Genomic DNA, 6534 nt, shown 5'->3' with positions numbered 1-6534 from the left:
GCTCAGGAATTAAGTTTCATAATCGCTTCAAATAAATATATTTGCTGCGTGTAAGTCACTTGTTTTCCTGATAATTAATTATTGCCATTATCAGCCTACAAGCGCCCACACGAATTACTTGATCCAATCTGTTAAAGAGCTGCCTTGGTCGCTAGGACTCTAAGGCTTTTCTGTCGCGCACAAGCATGTGCTTGCCGTGACAGGGTGGCGAATTATACAGAGTTAACTCACCGTGACAACACCTTTTTAAAAATAAATTTTATTAATTTACTTCAAGCTGTTTTACCAGCGGGATGACACATTGTCTAACGGGTCATGCCCGAAGAGAGCGCGCATTATAGGGATGCGAGGTTCACTGTCAACGACTAGTAGAAATTTATTTCAGAAATATGTAAAAAAGGCGAGAAACGCACAAATAATCAACTATTTAGTCAACTTATAAACAATCAAGACGACTACATTTCGACCGATGAGAACACACCTCACCGTCGTTCCCGCGAAGGCGGGAACCCAGACTGCGTGCTGTTATTTCCGCGCAGCGGAAATCGACAGAGCTAGATTCCCGCCTTCGCGGGAATGACAGGGGGGGTTGAATTAAACCAGCTCTAGCAGGTGATACTTTTTCTTACCGAGCTTAACGATGAAAAAGCGTCCATAGAGTGCCTTATCTTTCGCAAAGCATTCAGCAGAAGCACCATTGTCTGCCATACCTTTGGCCTCACCATTAATAAACACGGCATTGCGACCCAAAGCATCTTTAACTTCACGGCCCGCTTTGGCCATTCCACACTCACTCAATAGAGTCGTTAGAGGACGATCGACCAGGTCATCAGCCTTTAAGTCACTGGCAGGCAAGCCATCCAGACGCAATTGCTGCAAGTCGTCTTCGGATAGCTGTGAAGGATCACCAGTAAATAGCGCTTCGGTAATACGCTTGGCCGCTGCCAAACCTTCGTCACCGTGGATCAGGCTAGTGACTTCCTCAGCAAGAATGCCTGGAGCCTGTGGGCGCCCTTGGATTTCTTTATCCTGCACTTCGATCTCGTCAATGCGCCCAACAGAGAGGAAGGTGAAGTAGCGAAGGAATTTATAAACATCCGCATCAGCGGTATTTAGCCAGAACTGGTAAAAGGCATAAGGAGAGGTCTTAGAGGCATCTAACCAAATGGTACCGCTCTCCGTCTTACCAAACTTAGTGCCATCAGCTTTGGTCACTAGCGGTAGGGTTAAACCGTAGGTCTGACCACTATAACGGCGGCGGGTTAGTTCAACACCACCGGTGATATTACCCCACTGGTCAGAACCACCAATCTGCAAGGTACATTGATTGGCTTTATAGAGCTCGGCAAAATCCAGCGACTGCAAAATCATATAGGTAAATTCAGTAAAGGAGATACCTTCGCCCTCACGCTCAATGCGCTGCTTTACTGACTCTTTCTTGATCATCTGATTAACAGGAAAATGCTTACCAATATCCCTCAGGAAACTAAGTACATCCATTTCACCAATCCAGTCCAGGTTATTTACCACCTCTGCTGAATTAGTACCACAGTCAAAATCGATAAAGCGATTGACCTGGGCCTTTAGCTTATCGACCCAATTAGCAACGATATCGGGGGTATTGAGCTTGCGCTCTTCAGCTTTAAAGGAAGGATCACCGATTAAACCGGTAGCACCACCCACCAGCGCCAATGGTTTATGCCCGGCTTGCTGGAAACGCTTTAGGGTCAATAATGGAACCAGGCTACCTATATGCAGACTGTCCGCAGTGGGGTCAAAGCCACAATAAAGGGTGCGACTCTCACCCGTCAGGTGCTCTTCAAGCTCCTGATCAGCGGTTGTTTGTGCAATTAACCCGCGAGCTCGCAGGTCCGCTATCAACTCTTTACCCTCTATCGACATAATTTCTTTATCACCCACCCTTATGACCACTTTTCTGGATATGCATTTCTATGCAAAATATCTACGCACTATCAAGGCATCAAACCCTGATTGATAATCAGCCTGAAAAGCCTCAATATGCGCCCGTAATGAGCGCGCACGATACCGCAACTCGTTACAAATGCAAACTTTGGATAGTAGAGGCAATGTAGGAACAACGCAGCAACAATAGTGAATCGGCTCTCAACTTTATAGAGACTACCTTGCCAAATGCAGGGATTTCACTATTTTTTGTTATACTCCCAGCAGTTAGGGCGCACTACTAGAAATCATACTAAGAACAGAAAAGCCAGATATGCAGCCAAAAGCAAGAAAACAGAAGCAGCCAGTTAGCCAGACTGTGGCCGAATACCCCCGCAAGCATCTCGCTATCGCAAGTGCTGCCATAGCGGTGGTCTTTCTGTCCCTACTATTAATACCCGGTGAAAGCGCTGAAGCCACTCGCGTTAGCATGCCGGTAGACCTTAATCTGGAAGCCAAAAATACCCGCACTCAGGCACCCGCCAAAAACCCTGAACTCCCCTGGAAAGAAGTTGTGATTCGTAGCGGCGACAACTTATCCAAGATATTTCAACGGGCGTCGCTCTCAGCCGCTGATGTTTATGACATTGTCAGCAACAGCAAAGATTCAAAGCAACTACTTAAACTACATCCCGGCCAAAAAATGGCCCTGCAGGTAAATAATGAAGGCGAACTGCAAGCCCTGAAACATATTCACAACCTGCTTGAAACAACCCTCTACCAGCGCGAAGATAATAAGTTTGTCACCACTCATATTCGCAGAGAACCAGAAGTACGCCAGAATTACAGCAGCGCAGTCATCACTTCTTCACTCTATCGATCGGCACAAAATGTTGGCCTGTCACAGAACTTGATTATGGAATTATCGGACATTTTTGGCGGTGTTATCGATTTTGTTTACGATGTGCGCGCAGGTGACAATTTCATGATTCTTTATGAAGAAAACTTTCTTGATGATGTAAAAACTGGCAACGGCCCCATTCTCGCCGCTCAATTTATTAACCGCGGAGAAATCTATACCGCCTATCGTTATGTTCATGATGACAGCAGCGTGGGTTACTACAACAAAGATGGCGTCAGCATGCGAAAGGCTTTTTTACGGGCCCCACTGGATTTCACTCGCATTAGTTCCGGCTTTAATATGAGACGCCTGCACCCGGTTTTCAAAACCACCAAACCTCATCGCGGTACTGACTATGCAGCTTCACGAGGCACTCCAGTTTATGCAGCTGGCGATGGTCGGGTCGACAAAGCGGGCTACAGTAAAGCCAACGGTAATTACGTTTTTATCAACCACGGCACCAAATATACGACCAAGTATTTGCACTTACATAAGCGCGGCGTACGTAAAGGGCAAAAGGTTAAGCAGAAACAAATTATTGGCTGGGTAGGCTCAACCGGTTATGCAACAGGCCCACACCTTCACTATGAATTTTTAGTTAATGGTGTACACCGCAATCCGCGCACCATTTTGAAAAAACTGCCTAAAGCAAAAAGTATTGACAGCAAAGATAAAGAAGCCTTCCTGGCTCAAATTGGTGGTTTGCAAATGCAGCTTGCGGCTTATAATAATCACCGCAGTTTAGCCAAAACCGATCAACTGACTGGCAGCTCAACGCTTTAATGAGTAGCGACAAGGCATCTTCCTCTAACTTATATATTGGCCTGATGTCCGGCACCAGTCTGGACAGTATTGATGCCGTCGTTATTGATCTTAGCAATCAAAAATTTCAGTTAATTGACTCCCTTGATTATAAAATTCCCGAAGATTTACGACAGCAATTAATTTCACTCTGCCTGCCTGGCGACAATGAAATTGACCGTATGGGCGAGGCAGATCGTGCACTGGGCAAGGAACTTGCCAAAGCCACAAAAACTCTATTAGAGCAGAGCCATATCCATGCAGCGGATATTGTTGCGATTGGCTGTCACGGACAAACCATTCGCCACAGGCCTAAACTGGCAAACCCTTTTACGTTACAGGTAGGTGACCCTAATACGATTGCTTATGAAACAGGCATCACTACAGTTACCGATTTTCGGCGTAAAGATATGGCAGCGGGTGGCCAAGGGGCTCCATTGGCGCCAGCATTTCACCAAGCCGCTTTTGCATCAAGTAAACATAATCGCGCAATTATCAATATTGGCGGAATGGCCAATATTACTTACCTGGGCAGCAACGGTGACAACCTGGGGTTTGATATCGGCCCGGGTAATATTTTGATGGATAGCTGGATCAAGAAAAATCAGCAAAAAAATTACGACAATAATGGTGAGTGGGCAAAAAGTGGCAAGATTAATCAAGCACTACTAACTCAACTAATGACTCATCCTTATCTAAAACAACCCTTACCAAAGAGCACTGGGCGTGAAGATTTTAATCTGGCCTGGCTAGAAAAAAACACCAGTTCTTTGACATTATCCACACAGGATATTCAGGCGACGCTACTGGAATTTACCGCACAAACTATTAACAATGAAATAGAAAATCTACCAGCGGCGGTTAATGAAATCTATATATGTGGTGGCGGTGCCTACAATACCCAACTGATGTTAAGACTTGAGAGCCTGGCGCACCCGAAACTAATAGCGAACTCTTCACAATTAGGTATCCCCGCAGAGTGGGTAGAAGCTGCGGCCTTTGCCTGGCTGGCAAAAAAAACCATGGAAAGAAAGCATGCTAATTTGGTCAATGCAACCGGCGCCAGGGAAACGGTTATTCTAGGGGCGGTATATTACGTTTAAAAGTAAACGTAATTTTCCTGGTTCATTAAGCGGCGCTCTTCCGCGGGGGCCAACAAATAGTAAAGTTCTTCAGAGGTATGCACCTCTATCTCGGCAAAATATTTAGGGGCGTTATCTTGCGCCTGTGCGGGAATAAAGGTTTGTGCCTGAAGAACAAAAGACATCAAGGAAAAGCTCAACAGGATTAACTTTAAGCATGGCATTTCCTTGATTTGGAAGAGGAGGGTTAAACAGAGAAGGAAGCACCACAACCGCAAGTGGTATCAGCATTAGGGTTATTAATCACAAAACGGGAACCACCCAACCCCTCTTCATAATCAACCTCAGCACCCACCAAATATTGATAACTCATCGGATCAACAAGGGCGGTTACACCCTCTACCTCAACGGTAGTATCGTCATCGGCCACAATCTCATCAAAGGTAAATCCATAAGAAAAACCCGAACAACCACCGCCAGTCACAAATACACGCAACTTAAGCTCGTCGTTAGCCTCTTCCTCAACAAGGTTTTTAACCTTATTAATCGCTTTGTCTGTCAAAATCAGCGCCTGTGGGGTGTACATCTCTGCGGCTGACATAAATTTACCTCTGAATAACGATTACCTGACCTGATTATAAAAGCCAGACTATTACAGTCAACTATTGTACCGCAACCTCTAACCTGTCTGTTGATTATTACCGGAGATAGACTCTACACCGGCCACCTTCTTATCCGCACCGGCATACACTAAATTACCGTTAAGCTGGGCGCCTTTTACCATCTCAATCAAGTTATAATGCACATTGCCATCCACATTGGCCTTGGCGGCTAATTCCACATGATCACTGCAATGCACATCACCTTTGACGTGGCCATTAATAATCACTTTGGGAGCATGGATCTGCCCCTCTACCCGACCACCCGCTACGATGCGTACAATGGCCTTAGTATCACTACTTGCATGGATATCACCTCGGACCAAGCCCTGAATTTCAAGGTCACCGGTAAATTTTATTTCACCGATAATTTCCGAGTCTTTGGAAATTAAGGTCGTTGAATTGCCGCTTTGAAATGCCATTTTATTGCCCTTGATTAGAAGTTATTTTTGAACAATCCAGCCATACTGCTTATCGACAGTCACGGGTTTGGGTGAGGTCGCCTTAGCTACAATATCAATCCGCTCCGGCGTAAACCCTTCCGGGATAATCAATTCACCATCAATATACTGGAAATATTTAAAGCGCAATTTAAGCTGTTTATCCACCTGCTCCGATAAAATATCCAGAGGCAATATATCCTCTACACCGCCGCGCTTACCAACAATACTTACCCTCACAGTACCTTTTAACACGGTATGCTTTAAAGCGAGTTGCTGCAACACTAACTTATACTGAAAACGATTAGGGGCACTACCTGGATAAACATCCCAACTGCGAATACCCAAACCTCGCTCGCGCTCAGTCGGCGCCATTAAACCTTTATAGAAGTTAATTTCTTCATTTAATTGGTTAATGGTCTCCTTATGCTCACTCACCGTTGTGCGCACTTCGTTGACTGCTTTTCTATCTATATCAGAACCGAGCCGGGCGTTGGTCAACTGTTGACTGGCATCCTGGTATTTCGCCTCAGACAAGGATAACTGCTGTACCACTTTTTTATGATCAGCTGACAGCTTCAGGTAATCCGCCTGCAGGGACTGCCCGCCATACCAGTAAGCCAGCTGGGCAATTGCCACGGCGATAAGAATAAAGCTGGCGATGATGGTACGTCGCCGTGCAGGCCTATGCTGCACGACAATAGAGCGATACTGTTTGCTGCCGGTCACTTCAGTCATAGTGGTTTTTA

General features: G+C 45.6%; 7 protein-coding genes. 2 read left to right on the top strand and 5 right to left on the bottom strand.

Features of this window, described 5'->3' with window-relative positions:
• Positions 1–594: 594 nt before the first annotated feature.
• Complete coding sequence (tyrS, locus tag P8H32_RS02785; RefSeq protein WP_301088410.1) at positions 595–1902, bottom strand: tyrosine--tRNA ligase; 1308 nt, start codon at positions 1900–1902, stop codon at positions 595–597.
• Between the two features lie 334 nt (positions 1903–2236).
• Between tyrS and P8H32_RS02780 the strand changes: the two genes are divergently transcribed.
• Both P8H32_RS02780 and P8H32_RS02775 read left to right on the top strand, forming a co-directional pair.
• Positions 2237–3586 carry a peptidoglycan DD-metalloendopeptidase family protein gene (locus P8H32_RS02780; protein WP_297292089.1) on the top strand — a complete coding sequence of 450 codons (1350 nt, stop codon included), beginning with the start codon at positions 2237–2239 and terminating at the stop codon, positions 3584–3586.
• Positions 3586–4707: an anhydro-N-acetylmuramic acid kinase gene (locus tag P8H32_RS02775; protein WP_297292090.1), complete on the top strand. Its 1122-nt coding sequence runs from the start codon at positions 3586–3588 to the stop codon at positions 4705–4707. The genes P8H32_RS02780 and P8H32_RS02775 overlap by 1 nt, the downstream gene beginning before the upstream one ends.
• Here P8H32_RS02775 and P8H32_RS02770 read toward each other — a convergent pair.
• The 4 genes from P8H32_RS02770 to P8H32_RS02755 all read right to left on the bottom strand — a co-directional run bounded on the left by P8H32_RS02770 (position 4704) and on the right by P8H32_RS02755 (position 6523).
• Positions 4704–4871 carry a hypothetical protein gene (locus P8H32_RS02770; RefSeq protein WP_301088407.1) on the bottom strand — a complete coding sequence of 56 codons (168 nt, stop codon included), beginning with the start codon at positions 4869–4871 and terminating at the stop codon, positions 4704–4706. The genes P8H32_RS02775 and P8H32_RS02770 overlap by 4 nt on opposite strands.
• Positions 4872–4933: 62 nt before the next feature.
• Entirely contained in the window at positions 4934–5287 is a 354-nt protein-coding gene (gene erpA / locus P8H32_RS02765; RefSeq protein WP_301088406.1) for an iron-sulfur cluster insertion protein ErpA, read from the bottom strand.
• 78 nt (positions 5288–5365) lie between these two features.
• Positions 5366–5767, bottom strand: a complete 402-nt coding sequence (locus tag P8H32_RS02760) for a polymer-forming cytoskeletal protein (protein WP_297292093.1) — start codon at positions 5765–5767, stop codon at positions 5366–5368.
• Positions 5768–5788: 21 nt separating this feature from the next.
• A complete protein-coding gene (locus P8H32_RS02755) occupies positions 5789–6523 on the bottom strand; it encodes a DUF6776 family protein (RefSeq protein ID WP_297292094.1) in 735 nt (244 codons plus the stop codon).
• Positions 6524–6534 lie beyond the last annotated feature (11 nt).

Source organism: Oceanicoccus sp. (assembly GCF_029238675.1).
Lineage (GTDB): Bacteria > Pseudomonadota > Gammaproteobacteria > Pseudomonadales > Dasaniaceae > Oceanicoccus.
The sequence above is the reverse complement of the archived record's forward strand: the minus strand, read 5'-3'. Positions and strand labels throughout refer to the sequence as shown.

What these genes read in the sequence shown, in the direction of transcription:
- tyrS (WP_301088410.1), bottom strand. Translation starts at nt 1,902, where the DNA reads ATGTCGATAGAGGGTAAAGAGTTGATAGCGGACCTGCGAGCTCGCGGG.
- P8H32_RS02780 (WP_297292089.1), top strand. Translation starts at nt 2,237, where the DNA reads ATGCAGCCAAAAGCAAGAAAACAGAAGCAGCCAGTTAGCCAGACTGTG.
- P8H32_RS02775 (WP_297292090.1), top strand. Translation starts at nt 3,586, where the DNA reads ATGAGTAGCGACAAGGCATCTTCCTCTAACTTATATATTGGCCTGATG.
- P8H32_RS02770 (WP_301088407.1), bottom strand. Translation starts at nt 4,871, where the DNA reads ATGTCTTTTGTTCTTCAGGCACAAACCTTTATTCCCGCACAGGCGCAA.
- erpA (WP_301088406.1), bottom strand. Translation starts at nt 5,287, where the DNA reads ATGTCAGCCGCAGAGATGTACACCCCACAGGCGCTGATTTTGACAGAC.
- P8H32_RS02760 (WP_297292093.1), bottom strand. Translation starts at nt 5,767, where the DNA reads ATGGCATTTCAAAGCGGCAATTCAACGACCTTAATTTCCAAAGACTCG.
- P8H32_RS02755 (WP_297292094.1), bottom strand. Translation starts at nt 6,523, where the DNA reads ATGACTGAAGTGACCGGCAGCAAACAGTATCGCTCTATTGTCGTGCAG.